This is a genomic window from uncultured Brevundimonas sp., assembly GCF_937870815.1.
Classification (GTDB): Bacteria; Pseudomonadota; Alphaproteobacteria; order Caulobacterales; family Caulobacteraceae; genus Brevundimonas.
This window is the reverse complement of the sequence record NZ_CALMZS010000113.1, coordinates 1-21,360: the sequence shown is the minus strand read 5'-3', so window position 1 is coordinate 21,360 and position 21,360 is coordinate 1. Positions and strand designations below refer to the sequence as shown.

Genomic DNA, 21,360 nt, shown 5'->3' with positions numbered 1-21,360 from the left:
GGCACCCTGGCCGAGCGCATCCGCGCCGGCGGCGCCGGCATCCCGGCCTTCTTCACCGCCACCGGCGTCGGCACCCTCGTCGCCGAGGGCAAGGAGGTGCGCGATTTCGACGGCCGCCAGTACGTCATGGAGACCGGCCTCGTCGCCGACCTGTCGATCGTCAAGGCGTGGAAGGCCGACGGCCGCGGCAATCTCCAGTTCCGCAAGACCGCCCGCAACTTCAATCCCATGATGGCCACGGCCGGCAAGGTCACCGTCGTCGAGGTCGAGCATATCGTGCCCACCGGAACCTTCGACCCCGACTGCATCCACACGCCGGGCATCTATGTCGACCGCATCGTCCTGACCGTGCCCGAGAAGCGCATCGAACAGCGGACGGTGCGGCAACGCGAGAACGCCTGAACAGGGTGTGGGGTGTGGGGTGTGAAAGAGCGGCTTTCGTCCTACCGTGAGCTGACTGTCTGGCGCGACGGGATCGCGCTGGTGAAGGCCTGCTACCTCATCACCCGCGCCTTTCCGAAGGATGAGCTGTTTGGCCTGACGTCACAGATCAGGCGCTCGGCGGTCTCCGTTCCGGCCAATGTCGCCGAGGGATACGGCCGGGGAACCCGCAAGGACTATGTCAGGCACCTTGTGATCGCGCAGGGATCGTTGAAGGAGTTGGAGACACACTTGATCATCGCTGCCGAAGTCGACTGCGCACCGAAGAGTGACATCGAACCGGTCCTCGGCCGCTGTGACCAACTCGGGCGCGGCCTCGGCGCCCTGATCCGCTCTCTCAGAGCGAAAGACGACTGAATCCTTTCACCCACACCCCACACCCCACACCCCACACCCGGACCCTACCCCATGCCCCGCACCCGCGAACAACTGGCCGCCCGCGCCGCCCGCGAGCTTCAGGACGGCTTCTACGTCAACCTCGGCATCGGCATCCCGACCCTCGTCGCCAACTATATTCCGCACGGCATGGAGGTCACCCTTCAATCCGAGAACGGCATGCTGGGCATGGGCCCCTTCCCCCATGAGGACGAGGTCGATCCGGACCTGATCAACGCCGGCAAACAGACCATCACCGAAATCCCCGAGAGCAGCTATTTCAGCTCGGCCGACAGCTTCGCCATGATCCGCGGCGGCCACATCGACCTGTCGATCCTGGGCGCCATGGAGGTGGCCGAGAACGGCGACATCGCCAACTGGATGATCCCCGGCAAGCTGGTCAAGGGCATGGGCGGGGCCATGGACCTGGTCGCCGGGGTCAGGCGGGTGGTGGTGGTCATGGAACACGCCAACAAGCACGGCCAGTCCAAGGTGCTGAAAGCCTGCACCCTTCCCCTGACCGGCACGGGGGTGGTCAGCCGCATCATCACCGACCTGTGCGTCTTCGACGTCAAGCCGGACGGGGCGGGCCTGGAACTGGTCGAACTGGCCGACGGCGTCACCCTCGATGAGGTCGCCGCCAAGACCGAGGCCAGCTACACCGTTGCCGAAGGCCTCAAGGCGTAGTCATAGTCGACCCGACCGGCCGCAGGGCCGGGGTGGGAGTGTCTGTGATGGCCGACGGAGCCTACCGCTGGCAGGGCTGCGCCCCCGAACCCGACGCCGCCCGCGTCGAGGCGATCGCCGCCGCCTGTGACGACGCCGGGGCGCCGACCTTCGCCGAGCCGGCCCGCGCCGCCGCCGTCGAACGCATCGAGGCGGCCCTCGCCGCCGCCCGCTCCGGCGATCTGGCCGGGGCCGAGGCCCAACTGGCCCGCGCCCGCTCGGTCCTCGGGGGCCTGGACCCCGACGCCCTCGAGCCGCGCCGCGGCCTCGCCGGCCTGTTCGACAGCCGCGGCAGGCGGCTCAAGGCCTTCCGCGAGAGCTTCCGCCAGGCCTCCGCCGCCCTGTCCGAGGCCGCCGCCGACCTGGCCGGCCGGGTCGAGGAGGCCGCCGGCCGCTCCGGCGCGCTCGACGCCGTCTGGACCGGGGTCCGCGACGCCATGGTCGAGCTCGACGCCCACCTGCTCGCCGCCGCCCGCCGCCTCTCCGGCCACGCCCCGGCCGAGGACGCGCCGCCGCCGCCGCTCGAGGCCCGCAAGGCCGCGCTCGACGCCTGCCGCGCCGCCGCCCTCGGGGCCCTGCCCCTGATCCGCGCCGCCCAGAACGCCGACGCCCGCGCCGTCGGGGCGCTCCGGGCCTGCGGCGATGGCGTCGCCGCCTGGCGGCAGGACTGGACCGAGGCCCTCGGCCTCGCCGGCCGGCGTCCGAAAAACGTCCGTCCCGACCGCGAGCGCCTGCGCCGCCTGCGCGACGACCTGCTGGCCCGCCTCGACCGGACGCTGGCCGAACTGGCCGCCTCGGCCGCCCGCCGGGCCCAGGTCGAGACCCGGCTGGCCGGGCTGCGCGCACCGCTCTGACCGGTCGTCGCGGCGATTTCGCCGGCCCCCGTCATTGAACCGGCCCGGCGGGGGCCTAGGTATGCGGGCCCCTCTCGCGGAGTCCGCCATGACCGATCAGCCCGTCCTCGCCGTCGCCGGCGACGCCGCCATCCCCCTGCTCGGCTTCGGCACCTGGATGCTGGAGCCGGACGACGCCCGGCGCATGGTCGCCGAGGCCCTGCGCATCGGCTACCGCCACATCGACACGGCGTGGATCTACCGCAACGAGGCCGCGGTCGGCGACGGCATCCGCGACGCTGTCGAGGCCGGCCACGTCGCCCGCGAGGATATCTGGCTGACCACCAAGATCTGGGTCGACCATTTCCATCGCGACGCCCTGCTGAAGCAGGCCGAGGCATCGGCCGCCGGCCTCGGCTTCACCCCCGACCTGCTGCTGCTGCACTGGCCGAAGCCGACGCCGTCGTTCGAGGAGACCCTCGGCGCCCTGGACGAGGCGAAGGACCGCGGCCTGACCCGGACCATCGGCCTGTCCAACTTCCCCTCGGCCGAGTTCCGTCGGGCGCAATCGCTGTCGCGGGCCCGGCTCGTCACCAACCAGGTCGAGTATCACCCCTACCTCAGGCTGACCCGGCTGCTGGAGACCGCCCGCGAACTCGGCTCCTCGATCACCGCCTGGTCGCCGCTGGCCCAGGGCAAGGTCGCCGACGACCCCGTCCTCGTCGAAATCGGCCGCGCCCACGGCAAGACCCCGGGCCAGGTCACCCTGCGCTGGCTGATCCAGCAGAACGTCATCGCCATCCCCCGCACCGCGAAGGAGGGCCGCGCGGCCGAGAATTTCGACATCTTCGACTTCCAGCTGACGCCGGAGGAGATGGACCGCATCCACGCCCTCGCCCGCCCCGACGGCCGTCTCGGCGACTGGATCGATCCGGCGTTCCAGTGGGACAGAGAATGGTGACCGGCGTCTTGCCGCACCGGCGCGCGGGCGGATGACAGCGCCGCTTCGTCCGCCTAATCCAGCGGTCAGTCTGGAGCGATCGATGGCCTACAAATCCCTGCGTGACTTCATCGCCCGGCTCGAGGCCGAGGGCGAGCTGGTGCGCGTCTCCGAACCGGTCTCGACCCATCTGGAGATGACCGAGATCCAGACCCGGCTGTTGCGCGACGGCGGGCCGGCGGTGCTGTTCGAAAAGCCGGTGATGCCCGACGGCTCGATCAGCCCCATCCCCTGCCTGGCCAATCTGTTCGGCACGGTGAAGCGCGTCGCCATGGGCGTGACCATGGACCGGAAGACCCGGACCACCGCCGCCGAATTGCGCGAGGTCGGCGAGCTGCTGGCCTTCCTGCGCAACCCGGCCCCGCCGCGCGGCCTGTCGGACGCCATGGAGATGCTGCCGCTGGCCCGGACCGTCATGTCGATGCGGCCGAAGGTGGTGAAGACCGCCCCGGTGCAGCAGGTGGTGCTCAAGGGCGACCGGATCGACCTGACCGCCCTGCCGGTCCAGGGCTGCTGGCCCGGCGAACCGGCGCCGCTGATCACCTGGGGCCTGGTGGTGACCAGGGGCCCGTCCGACGAGCGCGAGGACGACTTCAACCTCGGCATCTACCGCATGCAGGTGCTGGGCAGGGACCGGGCCATCATGCGCTGGCTGGCCCACCGCGGCGGGGCCCAGCACTACGCCCGGCACAAGAAGGCCGGAAAGACGGGCCCCCTGCCCTGCGCCGTCGTGCTCGGCGCCGACCCGGGCACCATTCTGGCCGCGGTCACTCCCGTGCCGGACACCCTCAGCGAATACCAGTTCGCCGGCCTGCTGCGCGGGGCCAAGGCCGAGCTGGTTCCCTGCAAGACCGTGCCGCTGATGGTCCCGGCCCAGGCCGAGATCGTGCTCGAGGGCCACGTCCTGCTCGACGAGCACGCCCCCGAAGGGCCGTATGGCGACCACACCGGCTATTACAATTCGGTCGAGACCTTCCCGGTCTTCCAGGTCACGGCGATCACCATGCGCCGCGACCCGATCTATCTGACCACCTTCACCGGCCGGCCGCCGGACGAGCCCAGCGTGCTCGGCGAGGCGCTGAACGAGGTCTTCATCCCCCTGTTGCGGGCGCAGTTCCCCGAGATCGCCGACTTCTGGCTGCCGCCCGAGGGCTGTTCCTACCGCATCGCCGTGGTGTCGATGAAGAAGGCCTACCCCGGCCACGCCAAACGGGTGATGCTGGGCGTGTGGAGCTATCTGCGCCAGTTCATGTACACCAAATGGGTCATCGTCGTGGACGACACGATCAACGCGCGCGACTGGAAAGACGTGATGTGGGCCGTCGCTACCAGGATGGACCCGGCCCGCGACATCACCCTGATCGAGAACACCCCGATCGACTATCTCGACTTCGCCAGCCCCGAGAGCGGCCTCGGCTCCAAGATCGGCCTCGACGCCACCGACAAATGGCCGCCGGAGACGAAGCGGGAGTGGGGCGAGGAGATCCGCATGGACGAGGCGGTGGTGGAGCGGGTGTCGGAGATGTGGGACCGCCTCGGTCTGCCGGGCGACGGCGCGCCGATCTGGAAATAGGCCGCGCCTTCTGTTATAACTTCGTTCTAACGGAACCCGCCATGCCCACCACCATACGCAAGATCGGCAATTCGCGGGGCGTCATCCTGCCCAAGCACGCGCTCCAGGCGCTAGGCGTCGCGGAGGGCGGAGCGGTCGAGTTCGTCTATGAGCCGGGGAGGATCAGCATCGTTCCTGCGCGCAGGAAGGTCCGCGAGGGTTGGGAGGAGGACGCCAGGCGCATCGCGGCGGCCGGGCTGACCGAGGAAGAGCGCGAGTGGCTGGACGCGGACCTGACCAGCGAGACGGACGACGCGTGGGACGCCTACACCGAAGAAGACATGGCGCGCGTCGAGACCGAGCTGCTCGCCAGCGGCGTGGTGAAGCCCTGAATGGTCAGGCGAGGCGAAGTCTGGTGGGTCAGGCTGGACCCGACCGTCGGCCATGATATCCGGAAGACCCGGCCTTGTCTGGTCGTGTCGCCGGATCAACTGAATCGGCATGGGATCTCGGTGATCGTGCCGCTCACCAGCAGCGACCAGTGGCGCTTCCGCGTCTCCACGTCCGTGGCCGGCAAGCCCGGAGCGGCGGCGGCCGATCAGGTGCGCGCCATCGATCACACCCGCCTGGGTCGTCGCATCGGCGACGCCGATCCCAAGGTGCTGACGGCCGTCCTGGCCATCCTGCGCGAGATGTTCGAGGATTGAATACGCCGCGATGATATCCAGACGTCATTGGACAAGCTGAGTGACGAACCGCCGATCGCCGTCCAGCCTGACGACTCAAATGCGCCGGGGGGGTGAGCGCTTTCGAATTCTTCTTCGGCTTCTACGGCCGGTTGCGCCGCTCCGATGACCCGGCCATATCGGGGCATGTCCGACAGCCTGCCGACGCCCGCCTCCCCCGACATCCTGCCCGAACTGGTCGCCGCCGCGCTGAAGGCCGGCGCCGACGCGGCCGAAGCCGTCTCCGCCGAGCGCGCCGCCCTCTCCGTCGGGGTCCGCAACGGCGCCCTGGAGGATGTCGAGCGCGAGGAGAGCCGCGACCTCGGCCTGCGCGTCTTCATCGGCCGACGCCAGGCCACGGTGTCCGCCTCCGACCTGTCCGAGGCCACCCGCGACCGCTTGGTGGAGCGCGCCGTGGCCATGGCCAGACTGGCGCCCGAGGATCCGTACGCCGGCCTCGCGCCGCGGGACCGGCTGGCCTGCGGGCCCTTCGCCGACCTCGATCTGTACGACCCGAGCCGGCGCGACGCGGCCGCCCTCGAGGCCGTCGCCGCCGAGGCCGAGGCCGCCGCCCTGGCCGTGCCCGGCGTGGCCCGCTCGGAGGGCGGCCACGCCTCCGCCTCGACCAGCCGCTGGCGTCTGGTCACCTCGCACGGCTTCGACGGCGCCTATCACGGCTCAGCCTTCTCGCTCGGCGTCGGCGTCATCGCCGAGAAGGACGGGGCCATGGAGCGCGGCGGCGAGCATCGGGCCGCCCGCCACCTGGCCGACCTGCCGTCCCCCGGCGACATCGGGGCCGAGGCCGGGCGCCGCGCGGTGGCCCGCACCGGCCCGCGCAAGATCGCCTCGACCACCGCCCCGGTGATCTTCGAAAACCGCGTGGCGATGCAGATCCTGTCGCCGCTGATCGGCGCCGTCTCCGGTCCCTCGGTCGCCCGGGGCGCCTCCTTCCTCAAGGATCGGCTGGGACAGGCGGTGCTGCCGAAGGGGGTCGACCTGGTCGACGATCCGTTCCGCCCCCGCGGGCTCGGCTCGACGCCGTTCGACGACGAGGGCGTGGCGGTGGCCCGGCAGGCGATCATCGCCGACGGCGTGCTGACCACCTGGCTGCTCAACAGCGCCGCCGCCGCCCAGCTGGGCATGGCCTCGACCGGCCACGCCTCGCGCGGCCTCGCCGGCCCGCCGGGGGTCTCGACCCACAGCCTGCATCTGGAGCCCGGCGACCGCGACCTCGACGGCCTGATGGCCGAGGCCGGAACCGGCCTGCTGGTGACCTCGATGTTCGGCCCCTCGCTGAACCCCCACACCGGCGACTGGTCGGCCGGGGTCTCCGGCTTCTGGTTCGAGAACGGCGCCGTCGCCTGGCCGGTCAGCGAGGTCACCGTGGCCGGCCGGCTGACCGAACTCTACGCCCGGCTGCAGCGCGGCTCCGACCTCGAGTTCCGCGGCGCCAACAACAGCCCGTCCCTGATGTTCGACGCGGTGGCCATCGCCGGCAAATGAGCCGCCCGGCGGCCGGTCCGGCTGATGGAGGGGTCAATTCGAGCCGGCGCTGGATGCGATCGACATCCTGCCGAAGCTTGTCGAAAGACGCAAAGTCTGGCGTCGGCCTCCGCCAGATGACCGAGATCGCGACGGACCGCCGCCAATCCGGTCTCAACCGCGGACATACGCAGAGTCAGGTCTTCGACGCGGAGGTTCAAGGCATCCACCTTGCCGTCGATCCGACGGAGATAGATCGGCGCCAGGCGAGTTTATCGGCCATTGCAGGAGTATGCCAGGGGGCGTCGATGAACCAAATCCGTTGATCGTGCGGCGCACAGCGCCTATTCCGCTGGCGCCCCCGCCAGCCCCTCGCCTCCGGACGCTCCGCCTCATGACCAAACCCGCCGACGCCGAATCCCCCCAGCTGCTCCACCTCGTCATCGGCGGGGAATTGCGCCACCTCGACGCGCCGGTGTTCCGGGACCTGTCCAGGGTCGAATTCGTCGGCGCCTTCCCGAGCTACGCCGAGGCCCGCAAGGCGTGGAAGGCGCGGGCGCAGGCGACGGTGGACAACGCCCACATGCGCTATTTCATCCTGCACGCGCACCGGCTGATCGACCCGCGCGGGGACGCGGCCGAGTCCTGATTTCAGGGAACTCCCTTCCCGACTGACGCGCTTTCCCCGTACCGTCACGCCTGCCCGGGAGAGACCCATGCTGAGCCCCGCCCTCATCGTCCTCGCCCTTCTGGCGCTGGGCGCCGGCATCGTCATCTGGGCCACGCGGCGCAAGCCGGACCAGCCGACCATCGGCCCCGACGAGACCGACACCGCCTGGAACGACCCGATCACCCCCGGACCGGCCCCGACCCCGCGCGAGACCTTCACCCACGAGGACCCGCATGCGGCGGCGTCGCAGGAACCCCGGCCATGACCCTGTTCGGCCGCACCCTCGGCGGCGAGGAGATCGCCGGCCTGGTCTTCCTGCTGATGGCGCTCGTCCTGTGGTTCGGCGCCTGGCGCGGCGAGCGGGACTGGGCGCGCTGGTTCCGGCGCTGGGAGGCGGGCCGCAAGGCCCGGCGCGAGGCCGGCTCGGCCGGCGGGCCGCGCCCTCCGTCCGGCGCCCGCCGCGGCCCCTGGGGCTGACCCTACTCCCGCCTGAGCAGCCTCTCGGTCAGCAGCGTGCCCCACCACTGCGCCTTGAACTCGGCCCGGATCGCCTTCGGGTCGTAGGCGTCGCTGTCGACCCAGTCGATGAAGCTGACCCCCGTCGGCTCCCCCTCCTTCAGGTATTTCTCCAGCGTGTAGTCCAGCACCCCGGTCAGGCCCTCGCGATGGTGCAGGTATTTCTTGTCGAGCTGGCGGATCGCCTCCGAGATCGGCTCGCCCAGATGGAAATGCCGGTACAGCACCGCCATCATCCCGGCCCGGTCCGCCCCCGACTTGCAGTGGATCAGCACCGGATAGTCGATGCTCCGGAACAACTCACGCGCCCGGTGGATGCGGTCCTTCTGCGGCGGATCGCGCGAATCCAGCGGCGCGTCGATCAGCGTCAGCCCCAGCCGCGCGCAGGCGTCCTTCTCCAGCGCGTACCAGGCCTCGTCCCGCGCCCCGCGCAGGTTGATGACCGTCCGGATTCCCCGCCCCTTCCAGTAGGCCAGCCGCCGCGGCGACGGCTGGTTGGTCCGCACCAGATCCGGCCCCAGCCAGTGGGCGTTCGAGAACCACCGCCGCAGGAAGGCGTGGTCCTTCCAGACATAGTCCCACCGGGCCTTGAACCGGCCGGCGCGGGTGGAGAGGTCGTAGCGGGACATGGGAGGGGAGATAGCCGCCGCCGGCCATTGCGTCATCCATGGTCGGATGGAATGTGCGCGACAGATGAAAAGCAGACGTTGATCCGTCCTGGTCAGCGGCCTTGCTCATTGAGCGTGTCGACAACAGACGGGGTTCCCAGGAACCGGGCGATGGCGGGACCTGGCTCTGCGCGGCATCGGCGTACGCGAGTTTGACCTGCTGGCTCACCCCCCAAACAAGCCTTGGCGTTCGTCGTGCCTTCCCTAACTATTTGACTAGGACAATCGACCTAGAGTAGACCTTCAACCTCGTGAATCGGCACGCCGCATCTCAACCGGCGGAAATGGCGAAGGCCACGGCATGAGCGACGCGACCACCCGTCAGAAGATCGTCGAAGCGGCTGACCGGCTCTTCTACGAGCAAGGCTTCGAACCCACGTCCTTTGCCGACATCGCTGCGATCATGAATATCTCGCGTGGCAATTTTTACTACCATTTCAAGACCAAAGACGAGATTCTGTATGCGGTTATAGATCTTCGCCTGTCGAACACCCGGAAGATGCTGGGCGACTGGGAAGCCGGGGACGGCGACCCGGCGGACCACATACGAAGTTTCGTCCATATCCTCATCATGAACCGGGCGAAAATCATGCTCTATGGCTGCCCGGTCGGCACCCTCTGCAACGAGCTCGCCAGGCTCGATCACGCGGCCCGGGTCGAGGCGAACAAGCTCTTTGTTCTCTTCCGCGATTGGCTCGCCCGACAATTCGCGGCGCTCGGTCACGACGCGGACGCCGACGCTCTCGCCATGCACCTGCTTGCTCGAAGTCAGGGCGTCGCGAGTCTCGCCAACGCTTTTCGCGACGAAGACTTCGTCCGCCGCGAGGTGGAAGGGATGTGCGAATGGCTTGACGCGCAGCGGCGCGGCGATGTCTCCGCGCGCTGATGCCGGTCACCCCCTGATCAAAGGAGATTTCCCATGTTCGTCGTCCTGCTCAGATTCGCCGTCAACAAGGCCAAGGCCCCGCAGTTCATGGAGGGCCACAACGCCTGGATCGGGTGCGGCTTCGAGGACGGCGTCTTTCTCGTGACGGGAAGTCTTCAACCGGGCATCGGCGGCGCGGTTATCGCTCACGGCGTCTCGCGCGCCGATCTTGAAGCCCGGATTCAGGAGGACCCGTTCGTCGTGGAGAATGTGGTCAGCGCCGACATCCTCGAAATCATGCCGGGCCGAACGGATGAGCGTCTGGCCTTCCTGAAGGGCTGAGCGATGAGCACGACGATTGTTGGCCCGGACGGACGGCCGCGCTGCCGTTGGTGCGCCGCCGCTGTCGAGTTCTTCGCCTATCACGACACGGAATGGGGCTTTCCGGTCAAAGACGATCGCCGCCTCTTCGAGAAGCTCTGCCTGGAAGGCTTCCAGTCCGGCCTGAGCTGGCGCACCATTCTCGCCAAGCGCGAGAATTTTCGCGCCGCCTTCCACGGCTTTGATTTCAACCGGATCGCGCGTTTCACCGAAGAGGACATCGAGCGCCTTTTGCAGGATGACGGCATCGTCCGGCATCGCGGGAAGATCGCGGCGGTGATCAACAATGCGCGGCGCGCGGAGGAGCTCGTGCGGCAAGAAGGATCGCTCGCCGCCTATTTTTGGCGCTTCGAGCCTGATCCCGCCGAGCTTGCGGCGCCGCAGACCGCCTCCACGTCGGCGGCGTCGATCGCGATGTCGAAAGACCTGAAGAGGCGTGGGTGGGCCTTCGTCGGGCCGACTACTGCATACGCCTTCATGCAGGCGATGGGGCTCATCAACGACCATGCCGAGGGTTGCGCGATACGCACGGAGGTCGAACGGGCCAGGACGGCGTTTCATCGCCCGAGGCGAGAGTTGACGATGTGAGCCGCCTGCGGCTCTGAGGAGCGGTGGCGACGCCACGCACAACCGTTCGGCCTCGCGCCCCACCTCCCCGCTTGACTTGCGCCCCCCGCCGTCCGACCTCGGACCGATGAGGACGCCCGCGCCCGCCGCCGACGAGACCGAGCCGCTGCGCCCGCTGCTGGGGCGGATCTGGCGCGACCATCTCTCCCGTCACCGGACGCCGCTGTTCCTGTCGATCCTGTGCGCGGCGATCGTCGGCGTCATGGCCGCCACGGTGCTGCAGCTGCTGGAACCGGCCGTCGACGGCCTGTTCCTCGGCGAGGCGGTGACCGTCTGGGGCGTCTTCACCGTGCCGCCGGGACGAGCGCTGGTGTGGATTCCCGTCATCATCGTCGGCGCCGGACTGATCTGGACCGCCGCCGCCCTCGGCCAGGCGGCGCTGGTCAACCGGCTCGGCCACGGCATCGTCGGCGACATCCAGGTGCGGCTGTTCGGCGCGATGATCCGCGCCGACCTCGCCCGGCTGCGCAGCCAGCATTCCGGCGGCTTCGTCTCCTCGGTGCTGTTCGACGCCAACCTGGTGCGCGAGGCCTTCACCCAGGGGGTGGTCAACTACACCCAGCACGCCCTGACCCTGACCGCGGTGCTGGCCTATATGGCGTGGATCGACGGGCGGCTGACCCTGATCGTGCTGCTCGGCGCGCCGCTGATCGCCCTGGTGATCCGCCGCTTCGGCAAACGGATGCGCAAGGCCACCACCGGGGCCATGGTCGAGACCTCCAACCTGTCCACCGCCCTGATGGAGAACCTCGACGGCGTCCGCCTGATCAAGATCGAGAACCGCGAGGCGGCCGAGGAGGCCCGCGTCGGCGAGGTCGTCGCCCGGCGCCAGCGCCACGTCATCAAATCCGCCGACAGCCGCGCCTTCGCCGGACCGCTGAGCAATCTGGTGGCCATGTTCGTGGTCGCCGCCGTCATGGCCTATGCCGGCTGGCGCGCCCGCGACGGGGCCATGAGCGTCGGCGCCTTCGCCGCCTACATCGGCCTCTTGATGGCCGCGGGCCAGTCGCTGCGCCAGGTCACCAATCTCCAGACCGTCATGGCCGAGGGCCTGACCGCCGCCCGCCGCCTGTTCGCCGCCCTCGACATCCAGCCCGAGATCCGCGAGGCCCCGGACGCCGCCGCCCTGCCGCCCGGGCCGCTCACCGTGGCCTTCGACCACGTCGGCTTCGCCTACGCCCCCGCCGAAGGCGGCGGCGCGCCGACCCTGACCGACGTCTCCCTGACGGTGGCCCCCGGCGAGACCGTCGCCCTCGTCGGCCCCTCCGGCGGCGGCAAGAGCACCCTGCTCAGCCTGCTGCCGCGCTTCTACGACGTCACCGCCGGGGCCGTGACCATCAATGGCCGCGACGTGCGCGAGCTGAAGCTGCACGACCTGCGTTCCCGCATCGCCCTGGTCACCCAGGAGCCCTTCCTGTTCGACGACAGCCTGGCGGCCAACATCGCCTACGGCCGCCCCGGCGCCCCCCAGGCCGAGATCGAGGCCGCCGCCGCCGCCGCCGCCGCCCACGACTTCATCGCCGCCCTGCCCGAGGGCTACCGGACCCGCGCCGGCGAGGCCGGCCTGCGCCTGTCCGGCGGCCAGCGCCAGCGCGTCGCCATCGCCCGCGCCTTCCTCAAGGACGCCCCCATCCTGCTGCTCGACGAGGCCACCTCGGCCCTCGACACCGAGAGCGAGGCGCTGGTCCAGGCCGCGCTGGAACGGCTGATGCGCGGGCGCGCCACATTGATGATCGCCCACCGGCTGTCGACCGTCCGCAACGCCGAGCGCATCTATGTCGTCGACGCCGGCCGCATCGTCGAGCAGGGCTCGCATGCGGCGCTGGTGAAAAAGGGCGGCCTCTACGCCCGGCTCGCCAAGCAGCAGTCGCTGGACGGCGAGCCGGTGTCGGTGGGGACGGTGTCGTGACGGAAGTGATTGGCAGCCCCCTTCCCCTCGAGGGGGAAGGGCCGGGGATGGGGTGGAGGCAGGCCGCGTCAGGATGTGGCGCGGGGGGCGTCGTCGCCGGTCTTCCGAGGCAGCCCACCGGCGCTTCCCAACGACCAATCTGCCTCCACCCCACCCAACCCTCCCCCTCGAGGGGAGGGCTTTTCGAGTGCGCGGCATGAGACCGCTCCGCAACCCGGTCATCCAGACGGTCCTCGCCTGGATTCTCGCCCAGTGGCTGCGGTTCTGCTACGCCACCATCCGCTGGGAGCACCGCAACCAGGCGGCCGCCGAAGCGGTCTGGAGAGGGGGCGGCGGCGTGCTGGGGGTGTTCTGGCATTCGCGCACCGCGCTCGCCCCGCACAGCTGGCCGATCGGCCGGGCCCAGCCGGTCAAGGGCCTGATCTCCCTGAGCCGCGACGGCGAATTTCTCGCCCGGGCCGTGGCCCGGCTCGGCATCCCGGCGGTGCGCGGCTCGTCGTCCAACAAGGACAAGGCCGAGCGGACCAAGGGCGGCTCCCAGGCGCTGCGCGACGGCCTGCGCCAGCTCAGGGTCGGCGGCCTGGCGATCACCCCCGACGGCCCGCGCGGGCCCGTGCGCAGCATGGCCGAGGGCCTGCCGCTGCTGGCCCGGCTGTCCGGGGCGCCGGTGCTGTTCGTCGGCCTGTCGTGCAATCCCGCCATCCGCCTGAACACCTGGGACAAGGCCCTGATCCCCCTGCCCTTCGGCAAGGGGGCCGTGGTCTGGGACCGCGCCGACTTCCCCGAAGGCGCCGCCCTCGACGACGTCATCGCCGACTGGACCGAACGCCTCACCGCGGTGGAGGCCGAGGCCGACGCCGTCACCGGCCTGGAGCGGGTCTGAGGTGAGCCCCGCCCTGATCGCATACCGGCTGCTGACCCGCCTGTTCGAGCCGCTGGCGCCGCGCCTGCTCGACGCCCGCGCCAAACAGGGCAAGGAGGATCCGGCCCGCGTCGATGAGCGGCTCGGCCTCGCCTCCGCCGCCCGGCCCCCCGGCGACCTGGTCTGGCTGCACGGGGTCAGCGTCGGCGAGACCCTGTCGCTGCTGCCGCTGGTCGGGCGCCTGCGCGAAAGGCGCCCCGACCTCGCCGTGCTGGTCACCTCGGGCACCGTGACCTCGGCCTCCCTGCTGGCGCGGCGCCTGCCGCCCGGGGTGCTGCACCAGTTCGCCCCGGTGGACACGCCCGGCGCCGTCCGCGCCTTCCTCGACCACTGGCGCCCGGCCGCCGCCGTCTTCGTCGAGAGCGAGCTGTGGCCCAACCTGATCCTCGAGGCCCGCCGCCGCGACGTGAAACTCGTCCTCGCCAGCGCCCGCATCACGCAGAAGACCGTCGACGGCTGGCGGCGCTTCCCCGGCGCGGCCCGCGAGGTCCTCGCCGCCTTCGACCGCGTCCTGCCCCAGGACGAGGCTTCGGCGGCCCGGCTGGAGAGCCTCGGGGCCCGCATCGACGGCCATGTGAACCTCAAGCTGGCCGGGGCGGCCCCGCCGCACGACCCGGGCGCCTTCACCCGCCTCAGCGCCGCCATCGGCGACCGGCCGGTGGTCGTCGCCGCCAGCACCCACGACGGCGAGGAGATCGCCCTGGTCCGCGCCCTCGACAAGCTGGCCGACCGCCTGTGCCTGATCCTCGTGCCCCGCCATCCCGAGCGCCGCCGCGACATCGCCGCCGCCCTGGGCCGTGACGGCTACCGCTTCGCCCTGCGCTCGGACGGCCGCGAGCCCGACCGCGACACCGACCTCTACGTCGCCGACACCCTCGGCGAGATGGGCCTGTTCCTGCGCCTCGCCGATGTCGTGGTGATGGGCGGCAGCTTCTCCGCCGCGCTGGAGAGGCCCCCGGTCGGCGGCCACAATCCGCTCGAGCCCGCCCGGCTCGGCAAGCCCGCCGTGACCGGCCCCGACATGAGCAACTGGGCCGCCGTCGCCGACGCCCTGGTGCGGGCCGGCGGCCTCGCCGTGGTCGAGGCCCCATGGGAGTTGCCCGCCGTGATCGCCCCGCTGCTGGCCGACGAGGCGGCGGCCCGGGCCATGGGCGAGCGCGGCCGCCGCGCCGCCGCCGAGGCCGGCTCCGGCCTCGACCGGCTGTGGGACAGGCTGACGCCGCTGCTGCCGCCGCCCCCGGCCCGGGGCGGCCGATGAAGCTCAACACCCCCCGCTGGTGGTACGACCGCGAGCGCCGCCACGCGCCGATGACGCGGATGCTGCTCAAGCCGCTGTCGTGGATCTGGGCCGCCGCCACCGCCCGGCGCCTCGCCCGCGCCGCGCCCGCGGACCCCGGCGTGCCGGTCATCTCGGTCGGCAATCTGACCGTCGGCGGTTCGGGCAAGACCCCGGTGGCCCGCGAGGCCCTGCGCCTGCTGCATGAGGCGGGGGTCGCGGCCCACGCCCTGTCGCGCGGCTACGGCGGGCGGCTGAAGGGGCCGGCGCGCGTCGATCCCGCCGTCCATACGGCCGCCGAGGTCGGCGACGAGCCGCTGATGCTGGCCCTCGGCGGCCCCGCCTGGATCGCCCGCGACCGCGTCGCCGGGGCCCGCGCCGCCGCCGCCGCGGGGGCCCCGGCGGTGGTCCTCGACGACGCCCACCAGAACCCGGCCCTGGAGAAGGCGCTCAGCCTCGTGGTCGTCGACGGCGAGACCCGCGACGGCGAATGGCCGTTCGGCGACGGCTCGGTGTTTCCGTCCGGCCCGATGCGCGAGCCGCTGAAGGCCGGCCTCGCCCGCGCCGACGCCGTGGTCGTGCTGCTGCCGGCCGACGCGCCCGCCGCCGATCCGGAGCTGCTCTCGGCCTTCGGGGCCCTGCCGGTCTTCATCGCCCGCCTCAAGCCCGCCGCCCCGCCCCCGGCCGGGCCGGTGCTCGGCTTCGCCGGCATCGCCAAGCCGTGGAAGGTCGAGCGCGCCCTCGACGCGGCCGGGGCCGAACTGGTCGATTTCGCGCCCTTCCCCGACCACGCCGCCTTCCGCGACCAGGACCTGCGCTTCCTCGCCGGCCGGGCGGAGCATTTCGGGGCCCGGCTGGTCACCACCGAAAAGGACTGGTTCCGCCTGCCGCCCGACTGGCGCGAGCGGGTCGTATCCTGGCCGGTCAAGGCCAGCTTCGACGACGAGGCGGGGTTCCAGCGGCTGCTGCTCTCGGCCGTTCCCGGGGCAGGCCCGGCGGCCGGCTGAGGGTCAGTTGACGAGCTGGCCGCGAACGGCGCCGTTCGGATAGTCGGCGTTGTGGACGTTGACGTAGAAGCCGGCCGGCGCGGTGAGGATCTCGGCTCCGAGCGCCGCCGCCGCATCGACGCATCCGGAACTCGAGCCCGCCGCGGGCGCGGTCAGCGTCGCCACGGGCGGTCCCGACACGCCCAGGGCGCCCCTGTGGATGTGCGCCGCGGTCGCCGGCGCGATGCCCGCCACCGACAGGTCGTAGCAGACGCGCCCCGCCGCCAGGGGATCGATACGCACCGTCGCGGAGCCGCTGCCGTCGGGGTCGCCCGGCCCGGGGATTTCGGCGGCTCCGGTCATGGCGGCCGTCAGCACGGTGGGGCCGTCCATGCCCAGGTCCGCCGAGGTGCAGGCGGCGAGCACGAGCGACGGCGCCGCCACGGCTGCGATGGCCAGGCGGCGGGCGGAAACCGGATGGGAGAGGGGGGTCATGAGGGCGTCCTCGCTGTTGGCATGACGCGCAGAAATCTGTGGTCTGCGGCCTTCCAACACCCGCGTTCTCCAAACAGTTCCCGGGCCGCCGGCCGGCGCGGCTACTCCGCCCGGTGGACCACCCCGCCCTTCATCACGAACCGCACCCGCTCCAGCTCGGTCACGTCGGCCAGCGGGTCGCCGGACACGGCGATCAGGTCCGCCGGCATCCCGGCCGCGATCCGTCCCGCCTCGCCGGCGATGTCCAGATGCGCCGCCGCATTGACCGTGGCCGCCTGGATGGCCTCCAGCGGCGTCAGCCCGGCCCGCGCCAGCAGGGCGAACTCGCCGGCGTTGTCGCCGTGCGCCGAGACGCCGCTGTCGGTGCCGAAGGCGATCCGCACCCCGCCGTCGTGGGCCCGTCGGGCCATGTCCAGCATCAGCGGCCCGGCCTCCAGCGCCTTGGCGGTCTGGGCCGGGGTGAAGAAATTGTCCGGACCCGAGGCGATCCGCGCCACGAAGTCCCCGGCCATCAGGGTCGGGACCAGATACACCCCCTCGCGCCGCATCAGCCGGATCGACTCGGCGTCCAGCCAGGTGCCGTGCTCGATCGAATCGCCGCCGGCGCGCAGGAAGCTGTTGATCCCGTCGGCCCCGTGGGCGTGCGCCGTCACCCGCCGTCCCATCCGGTGCCCGGCCTCGACGATGGCGGCCAGCTCGGCCTCGGAGAACTGCTGGCCCAGGCCGGCCGCGGTGTTCGACAACACCCCGCCGGTGGCGGTGATCTTGATGACGTCGGCGCCCGAGCGGACCTGGGTCCGCACCGCCCGCATGCAGTCCTCCGGCCCGGAGCAGACGCTCTCCGACGACAGCAGGTGCATGACGTCGTCACGGTAGCCGTTGACGTCGCCGTGGCCGCCGTGGACCGACACCGACGCGCCCGAGGCGATCACCCGCGGCCCCGGCACGTCGCCGCGCCGGATGGCGTCGCGCAGGGCGAACACCGCCTCGTTCTGCCCGCCCAGGTCGGCCACCGTGGTGAATCCGGCCATCAGGGTGCGGCGGGCGTGGCGGGCCCCGACGAAGGCCTGTTCGGCGTTGGACTGGGTGACCTCCTCCAGCCGGGCGTTGGGGTTCTGCTGGCCGGTCAGATGGACGTGGCTGTCGATCAGCCCGGGCAGGACGAAGGCGTCGCGCAGATCGACGATCCGGCCCTCTCCGACGAAGCCGTCGCGCACCTCGGCGACCCGGTTCCCGCGGATCACGAGAGTTTTATCGCGCTGCACCACGCCGCTCGCCGGGTCGGCCAGAAGCCGGCCCACCTGCACGAAGGTGGCTTCCCCGGACGGCGAAACCGGCGTGGCGGCGGGCGTTTGCGCGGCGGCGCCCGAGGCCACCAGGGCGGCGGCGGCGGCCCACAACATTGTGATCGACTTCATCAAGACCCTCCTGAACGGACCGCGCACCTTAGCCCCTTGTCCGATTCCGCCAAGGCTCAGGTTGCCACCGGGGGCGGGTTTGCAACAGACTGTCGCCTTCTGTGAACATGCGAGGGGCGTCGCATGCGGCTTGCCAGACGTGGATTCATCCTGGGCGGCGCGGCCCTGCTGTCGGGCTGCGCCAGCGCGGTCGCCCGGCCGGAGATCGCCGCGGCCCGTCCGCCGGCCGTCCCGGACCCGATGGTCCGGATCGCCCGTCCGCCCGAGGTCATCACCTCGCAGCTGAACTCCACCCGCCCGCTCGATCCGCGCGCCCCGGTGCGCCGGGAGCTGATGGACCGGGCCCTGGCGGCGCTGGACATCCACGCCGGCCGGATCACCGCCCGCGACCGGGTGTATCTGGTCGACTTCAAGAAATTCTCGGGTGACGAGCGGCTCTACGAGGTCGACCTGCACGGCGGCGCCGTCACCCTGATGCGCACCACCCACGGGCGCGGCTCCGACCCGTCGCACACCGGCTTCGCGCAGCAGTTCTCGAACACCCCCGACAGCTATATGTCCTCGGTCGGGGCCTATGTCACCGCCGGCGCGAGCTGGGGGGCCCAGCAGGGCCCCAATGTCCTGCTCGACGGGCTGGAGTACACCAACAGCCTGGCCCGCGAGCGCGCCATCATCGTCCACGGGGCCGACTACGCCGACCCGGCCTTCCTCGCCCGCGAAGGCAAGCTGGGTCGCAGCTACGGCTGTTTCTCGGTCGCCCACCACGACCTGCCGATCCTGCGCGAACGCATGGGCGAGGGCCGGCTGCTGTTCGCCTGGGCCTAGAGCCTGATCGGTTGAGGAGGAATCGCTTCGCGATTCCGGCGATGCCGTGAATCAGGCTCCAGCATGATCCTGGAGCGAAGATCTCGGTTTAGGGCTCTGGTCTGCGGGCCGAGTGACGGATGAAGGCTATCCGAACCTCGTCGGGCAAGACGACATATCGAATGACGTAAGGCGGCACGGTCGTGAGTTCGCGGACGCCTGACCGTATGGGTCGCCCCCGGTTCGGAAAGGCGACCAGACTGTTGGCTGCATCCACCAACGCTGCAGCCACGCGTGACGCAGCCGGTGGATTGGTCTCCGCAATGTAGGATCGGATCGCCCCGAGGTCGACGATCGCGTCGGTCGACCAGATCAGTCGCCGCATTTGGGTGGCGGCAGCTCGTTTTCCGTCCCCCAGGATTTCAGCCAGCGCACCACCGCCTCATGGGTTACGAACCGGCCGGCGTCGATGTCCGCCATCGCCTTCTGTTCGCGCGCGTCCAGCTCGACCGCCTCTTCGAAAACGAAGACGACAGCCTCTTCGTCGAATTCATTGCCCGGCTCGCTCATGCGGTGACGATAGCACAGCCGGCGTCGCCCCTCACCCGGCTTCAACCTGACCGACCAGTGCGAAACCGCCTTCAACCCGTGGAGCCGCCCTGTTCCCGCTCCATCGCCCGCCAGCCGATGTCGGTGCGGTGAAAACCGCCCGGCCAGTCGATCTTCCTGACCGCCGCATAGACCCGCTGGCGCGCCTCGGCGATGTCCCTGCCGCGGGCGCAGACGTTCAGAACCCGCCCGCCGGCCGCGGCCAGCTGGCCGTCGTCGCGCCGCCGCGTGCCGGCGTGGAAGACCTGCACGTGCGGGCCGAAATCCTGCTCGGCCCCGCGGATGATCGAGCCCTCCAGCGGGCTGTCGGGATAGCCGCTGGCGGCCAGCACCACGCAGATCACCGTCTCCGGCCGGAACCCGGGCGGCTCCGCCCGGGTCAGGTCGCCGCGGGCGCAGGCCAGCAGCAGCGGCACGATGTCCCCGTCCAGCCGCATCATCAGCACCTGGCACTCCGGGTCGCCGAAGCGGGCGTTGAACTCGACCACCCGGGGCCCGGCCTCGGTGGCCATCAGCCCGGCGTAGAGCACGCCGCGATAGGGCATGCCCTCGCGCGCCATCCCCTCGATCACCGGCCGGACGATGTCGCGCTCGGCCGTCTCGACCAGCTCCGGCGTGAACACCGGGGCCGGCGAATAGCTGCCCATGCCGCCGGTGTTCGGCCCCAGGTCGCCGTCATAGGCGCGCTTGTGATCCTGCGCCCCGCCCAGCAGCAGGGCCCGCTGGCCGTCGCAGACGGCGAACAGCGAGCCCTCCTCGCCGTCCATGAACTCCTCGATCACCACCCGCGCCCCGGCCGCGCCGAAGCGGCCGCCGAGCATCCGCTCGATCTCGGCCTCGGCGTCGCGCTTGCTGGCGCAGATGGCCACGCCCTTGCCGGCCGCCAGCCCGTCGGCCTTGATCACATAGGGCGGCTTGAACACCGACAGCGCCTGGCGCGCCTCGTGCAGCCGCTCATAGACGCCGTAGCCCGCCGTGGGGATGTCGTGCCGCTCCATGAAGGCCTTGGAGAAGGCCTTGGAGGTCTCCAGCTGGGCCGCCTTCTTCGTCGGCCCGAAACAGGGGATGCCCGCCAGGGCCAGCCGGTCGGCCAGCCCGGCCTCCAGCGCCGTCTCCGGCCCGACCACCACCAGATCGGCCTTCATCTCCCGCGCCACGGCGCACAGGCCGTCGGCGTCGGTGACCTTCAGGGCGACGCGCTCGCCCAGCCTGTCCATGCCCGGATTTCCGGGCGCGATGACCAGCCGCCGCACCAGCGGCGACTGGGCGATCTTCCATGCCAGGGCGTGCTCGCGTCCGCCCGATCCCACCAGCAGGATGTTCATACCCGCGCAATGACCGCAGCCGCGAAGGCGGTCAAGCGCCGGCGGTCACCCGTTCCCACTTCCGGCGCTCTCGCGGATGTGAGCCGCCCGCCGACCGCCGCCGTTGCGCATCCGGCCCGATTGTGGATCATTGTGGTTTCCAACCTTGGTCGATGGACGTGCCATGGGCGTGTTTCTACAGTCGCTGAGGGACGGGGGGCCGTCCCACGCGGTGGAAAAATCGGACGAGGGCTTTGTCGTGAAGCCCCGGCGGAAGGCGGACCGCGCCGCCTTCAACCGGCTGGCGCGCGAGGTGATGGAGCATTCGGGCGACGACTACGTCGCCCTGCCCCGCTACGACGGCCCCTCGAACTACGACCGCGTCTTCATCATCCCGCTCGAGGGCTGAGGGCGGTCGCCACTCGCGCCCCATCCGCGATCACCGTGACGGCCCGAAGCGGGAAATGGGGACACACACCCCTTTCTCCACTCTGAAGACGACCCCCTTCCGCCCGCAGACCAGGCGGCTCTTGCCCGCAAAGTGGTGTGTGTCCCCACTTCCCTCATGGTGGAGGCGTTGGGCGCGAGCCTGTTTTGATGGCGGAAAGGGGGTGTGTGTCCCCACTTGCTTCGCTAGTCTCCCCCCGATGAGCGACGACTCCTATGTCTTCGAGGGCCCGGCCGGGGAACCGGCGGCGGCGCGCGACAACAATCCGCCCCTGACGATCTCCGAACTGTCGTTCGCGCTGAAGCGGACGCTGGAGGACCGCTTCGGC

28 protein-coding genes are annotated in these 21,360 nt (G+C 71.0%); 22 read left to right on the top strand and 6 right to left on the bottom strand.

What is annotated here, in order from left to right:
- The 13 genes from Q0588_RS07335 to Q0588_RS07275 all read left to right on the top strand — a co-directional run.
- The coding region (locus Q0588_RS07335; RefSeq protein ID WP_298745158.1) for a CoA transferase subunit A at positions 1 to 402 on the top strand (402 nt) is incomplete at its 5' end.
- A gap of 21 nt (positions 403 to 423) precedes the next feature.
- Positions 424 to 798 carry a four helix bundle protein gene (locus tag Q0588_RS07330; protein ID WP_298745156.1) on the top strand — a complete coding sequence of 125 codons (375 nt, stop codon included), beginning with the start codon at positions 424 to 426 and terminating at the stop codon, positions 796 to 798.
- Between the two features lie 51 nt (positions 799 to 849).
- Positions 850 to 1,503 (top strand): 3-oxoacid CoA-transferase subunit B, encoded by a 654-nt coding sequence (locus tag Q0588_RS07325; protein ID WP_298745152.1) that lies wholly within the window; start codon positions 850 to 852, stop codon positions 1,501 to 1,503.
- 47 nt (positions 1,504 to 1,550) lie between these two features.
- Entirely contained in the window at positions 1,551 to 2,396 is an 846-nt protein-coding gene (locus Q0588_RS07320) for a hypothetical protein (protein ID WP_298745149.1), read from the top strand.
- 88 nt (positions 2,397 to 2,484) lie between these two features.
- Positions 2,485 to 3,336: an aldo/keto reductase gene (locus Q0588_RS07315; RefSeq protein WP_298745146.1), complete on the top strand. Its 852-nt coding sequence runs from the start codon at positions 2,485 to 2,487 to the stop codon at positions 3,334 to 3,336.
- Between the two features lie 82 nt (positions 3,337 to 3,418).
- Positions 3,419 to 4,948 (top strand): UbiD family decarboxylase, encoded by a 1,530-nt coding sequence (locus Q0588_RS07310; protein ID WP_298745143.1) that lies wholly within the window; start codon positions 3,419 to 3,421, stop codon positions 4,946 to 4,948.
- 41 nt (positions 4,949 to 4,989) lie between these two features.
- Positions 4,990 to 5,319 carry an AbrB/MazE/SpoVT family DNA-binding domain-containing protein gene (locus Q0588_RS07305; RefSeq protein WP_298745141.1) on the top strand — a complete coding sequence of 110 codons (330 nt, stop codon included), beginning with the start codon at positions 4,990 to 4,992 and terminating at the stop codon, positions 5,317 to 5,319.
- Positions 5,320 to 5,634: a type II toxin-antitoxin system PemK/MazF family toxin gene (locus Q0588_RS07300; protein WP_298745139.1), complete on the top strand. Its 315-nt coding sequence runs from the start codon at positions 5,320 to 5,322 to the stop codon at positions 5,632 to 5,634.
- Positions 5,635 to 5,799: 165 nt separating this feature from the next.
- Positions 5,800 to 7,155 carry a metallopeptidase TldD-related protein gene (locus Q0588_RS07295; RefSeq protein ID WP_298745160.1) on the top strand — a complete coding sequence of 452 codons (1,356 nt, stop codon included), beginning with the start codon at positions 5,800 to 5,802 and terminating at the stop codon, positions 7,153 to 7,155.
- A 116-nt stretch (positions 7,156 to 7,271) separates the two neighbouring features.
- Positions 7,272 to 7,460: a hypothetical protein gene (locus Q0588_RS07290; RefSeq protein ID WP_298745136.1), complete on the top strand. Its 189-nt coding sequence runs from the start codon at positions 7,272 to 7,274 to the stop codon at positions 7,458 to 7,460.
- A gap of 68 nt (positions 7,461 to 7,528) precedes the next feature.
- Complete coding sequence (locus Q0588_RS07285; protein ID WP_298745134.1) at positions 7,529 to 7,783, top strand: DUF4170 domain-containing protein; 255 nt, start codon at positions 7,529 to 7,531, stop codon at positions 7,781 to 7,783.
- Positions 7,784 to 7,850: 67 nt separating this feature from the next.
- Positions 7,851 to 8,069 carry a hypothetical protein gene (locus Q0588_RS07280; protein WP_298745131.1) on the top strand — a complete coding sequence of 73 codons (219 nt, stop codon included), beginning with the start codon at positions 7,851 to 7,853 and terminating at the stop codon, positions 8,067 to 8,069.
- Complete coding sequence (locus tag Q0588_RS07275) at positions 8,066 to 8,281, top strand: hypothetical protein (protein WP_298745129.1); 216 nt, start codon at positions 8,066 to 8,068, stop codon at positions 8,279 to 8,281. Before Q0588_RS07280 ends, Q0588_RS07275 begins: the two co-directional genes overlap by 4 nt.
- Positions 8,282 to 8,283: 2 nt before the next feature.
- Here the strand turns inward: Q0588_RS07275 and Q0588_RS07270 are convergent, their stop codons facing one another.
- Complete coding sequence (locus Q0588_RS07270; RefSeq protein WP_298745126.1) at positions 8,284 to 8,949, bottom strand: sulfur transferase domain-containing protein; 666 nt, start codon at positions 8,947 to 8,949, stop codon at positions 8,284 to 8,286.
- 340 nt (positions 8,950 to 9,289) lie between these two features.
- Here Q0588_RS07270 and Q0588_RS07265 point away from each other — a divergent pair, with 340 nt between their 5' ends.
- The 7 genes from Q0588_RS07265 (at position 9,290) to lpxK (ending at position 15,975) form a co-directional block, all read left to right on the top strand.
- Positions 9,290 to 9,874, top strand: coding sequence for a TetR/AcrR family transcriptional regulator (locus Q0588_RS07265; protein ID WP_298745124.1), 585 nt, complete (start codon positions 9,290 to 9,292; stop codon positions 9,872 to 9,874).
- Between the two features lie 33 nt (positions 9,875 to 9,907).
- Entirely contained in the window at positions 9,908 to 10,195 is a 288-nt protein-coding gene (locus tag Q0588_RS07260) for a hypothetical protein (RefSeq protein WP_298745121.1), read from the top strand.
- 3 nt (positions 10,196 to 10,198) lie between these two features.
- Positions 10,199 to 10,822 carry a DNA-3-methyladenine glycosylase I gene (locus Q0588_RS07255; protein WP_298745119.1) on the top strand — a complete coding sequence of 208 codons (624 nt, stop codon included), beginning with the start codon at positions 10,199 to 10,201 and terminating at the stop codon, positions 10,820 to 10,822.
- Between the two features lie 106 nt (positions 10,823 to 10,928).
- Positions 10,929 to 12,770 (top strand): ABC transporter ATP-binding protein, encoded by a 1,842-nt coding sequence (locus Q0588_RS07250; protein ID WP_298745116.1) that lies wholly within the window; start codon positions 10,929 to 10,931, stop codon positions 12,768 to 12,770.
- A gap of 196 nt (positions 12,771 to 12,966) precedes the next feature.
- Positions 12,967 to 13,653, top strand: coding sequence for a lysophospholipid acyltransferase family protein (locus Q0588_RS07245; protein ID WP_298745113.1), 687 nt, complete (start codon positions 12,967 to 12,969; stop codon positions 13,651 to 13,653).
- A gap of 1 nt (position 13,654) precedes the next feature.
- Entirely contained in the window at positions 13,655 to 14,950 is a 1,296-nt protein-coding gene (locus tag Q0588_RS07240; RefSeq protein WP_298745111.1) for a 3-deoxy-D-manno-octulosonic acid transferase, read from the top strand.
- Positions 14,947 to 15,975, top strand: coding sequence for a tetraacyldisaccharide 4'-kinase (gene lpxK / locus Q0588_RS07235; RefSeq protein WP_298745108.1), 1,029 nt, complete (start codon positions 14,947 to 14,949; stop codon positions 15,973 to 15,975). Before Q0588_RS07240 ends, lpxK begins: the two co-directional genes overlap by 4 nt.
- A gap of 3 nt (positions 15,976 to 15,978) precedes the next feature.
- Here lpxK and Q0588_RS07230 read toward each other — a convergent pair whose 3' ends face one another.
- Together Q0588_RS07230 and Q0588_RS07225 are read right to left on the bottom strand one after the other, a co-directional pair.
- Complete coding sequence (locus tag Q0588_RS07230) at positions 15,979 to 16,449, bottom strand: CHRD domain-containing protein (RefSeq protein ID WP_298745106.1); 471 nt, start codon at positions 16,447 to 16,449, stop codon at positions 15,979 to 15,981.
- A 101-nt stretch (positions 16,450 to 16,550) separates the two neighbouring features.
- Complete coding sequence (locus Q0588_RS07225) at positions 16,551 to 17,867, bottom strand: amidohydrolase family protein (protein ID WP_298745102.1); 1,317 nt, start codon at positions 17,865 to 17,867, stop codon at positions 16,551 to 16,553.
- Positions 17,868 to 17,990: 123 nt separating this feature from the next.
- Between Q0588_RS07225 and Q0588_RS07220 the strand changes: the two genes are divergently transcribed.
- Positions 17,991 to 18,692, top strand: a complete 702-nt coding sequence (locus Q0588_RS07220; protein ID WP_298745100.1) for a murein L,D-transpeptidase catalytic domain-containing protein — start codon at positions 17,991 to 17,993, stop codon at positions 18,690 to 18,692.
- Positions 18,693 to 18,780: 88 nt separating this feature from the next.
- On the opposite strand, the gene Q0588_RS07215 is transcribed toward Q0588_RS07220, so the two are convergent.
- From Q0588_RS07215 to purD, 3 genes are all read right to left on the bottom strand, one after another.
- The gene (locus Q0588_RS07215) at positions 18,781 to 19,056 is read right to left on the bottom strand and encodes a type II toxin-antitoxin system RelE/ParE family toxin (RefSeq protein WP_298745098.1); all 276 of its coding nucleotides are present in this window, start codon (positions 19,054 to 19,056) and stop codon (positions 18,781 to 18,783) included.
- Positions 19,044 to 19,241, bottom strand: coding sequence for a CopG family transcriptional regulator (locus Q0588_RS07210; protein WP_298745096.1), 198 nt, complete (start codon positions 19,239 to 19,241; stop codon positions 19,044 to 19,046). The genes Q0588_RS07215 and Q0588_RS07210 overlap by 13 nt, the downstream gene beginning before the upstream one ends.
- A 71-nt stretch (positions 19,242 to 19,312) precedes the next feature.
- Positions 19,313 to 20,605 (bottom strand): phosphoribosylamine--glycine ligase, encoded by a 1,293-nt coding sequence (gene purD, locus Q0588_RS07205; RefSeq protein ID WP_298745093.1) that lies wholly within the window; start codon positions 20,603 to 20,605, stop codon positions 19,313 to 19,315.
- Positions 20,606 to 20,768: 163 nt separating this feature from the next.
- Between purD and Q0588_RS07200 the strand changes: the two genes are divergently transcribed.
- The gene (locus Q0588_RS07200) at positions 20,769 to 20,993 is read left to right on the top strand and encodes a hypothetical protein (RefSeq protein ID WP_298745091.1); all 225 of its coding nucleotides are present in this window, start codon (positions 20,769 to 20,771) and stop codon (positions 20,991 to 20,993) included.
- Positions 20,994 to 21,360 lie beyond the last annotated feature (367 nt).